Source organism: Pelagicoccus sp. SDUM812003, from assembly GCF_031127815.1.
Taxonomy (GTDB): Bacteria; Verrucomicrobiota; Verrucomicrobiia; order Opitutales; family Opitutaceae; genus Pelagicoccus.
In genome coordinates this window covers 1-715 of sequence record NZ_JARXHY010000064.1, presented here as the reverse complement: position 1 = coordinate 715, position 715 = coordinate 1, and the positions used below count along the sequence as shown (strand labels likewise).

Here is a 715-nt window from a genome sequence, read left to right as displayed (position 1 = left end):
AACCAGTAGGAATGAGAAGGCACAGAGACGAGTCGCCATGAGGCGACCCGTCAATATAGTGCCTTTATGAATACAGCTACTACAACTCACACCATTGGCCTGGATCTCTCCGACCGCAAGGTCGCAGTTTGCGTCGTGGACGCCAAAGGCAAAATCATCGAGGAGCGCTCGATGCCCAACGAGCCGGGAAGCTACAAGCTGCTGGCCAGGACGTATCCAGGATCGACTACAGTGCTCGAGACGGGATCCCACTCCCCGTGGGTAAGCAGGCTGCTGGCGGCCGAAGGGCTCAAGCCGATAGTCGCCAACGCCAGGAAGCTGAGGTCGATCTACCAGAACGACCGCAAGAGCGACAGGAACGACGCGCGCATGCTCGCCAAGCTAGGAAGGGTCGACCCTACCCTGCTCCATCCAGTGAGGCACAGGAGCGAGGGCGCCCAGCGCGACCTGGTCAGGATCAAGACCAGAGACGCCCTGGTCAGCGCCAGGGTCGACATGATGAACTCGGTCAGATTCCTCCTCAAGGGCCTTGGAGTCCGCGTCCCAAGCGGCGTCAACGCCACCTGCTTCGTCCGCAGGACAAGGGCGGCGGTCGACGCCGAACACTGCGATCTGGTCGAGCCGCTGCTCGCCTCCATCGACGACCTTACCGACAAGATCAAGAAGCACGAGAGGCTGCTGCGAAAGCTCGCCGAAGAGAAGTACCCGGCGACCA

The 715-nt window shown here is 61.0% G+C and carries 1 protein-coding gene; it reads left to right on the top strand.

Features of this window, described 5'->3' with window-relative positions; genetic code table 11:
- Positions 1-66: 66 nt before the first annotated feature.
- A partial coding sequence (locus tag QEH54_RS22790) for a transposase (protein ID WP_309021037.1) occupies positions 67-715 on the top strand: 649 nt, incomplete at its 3' end.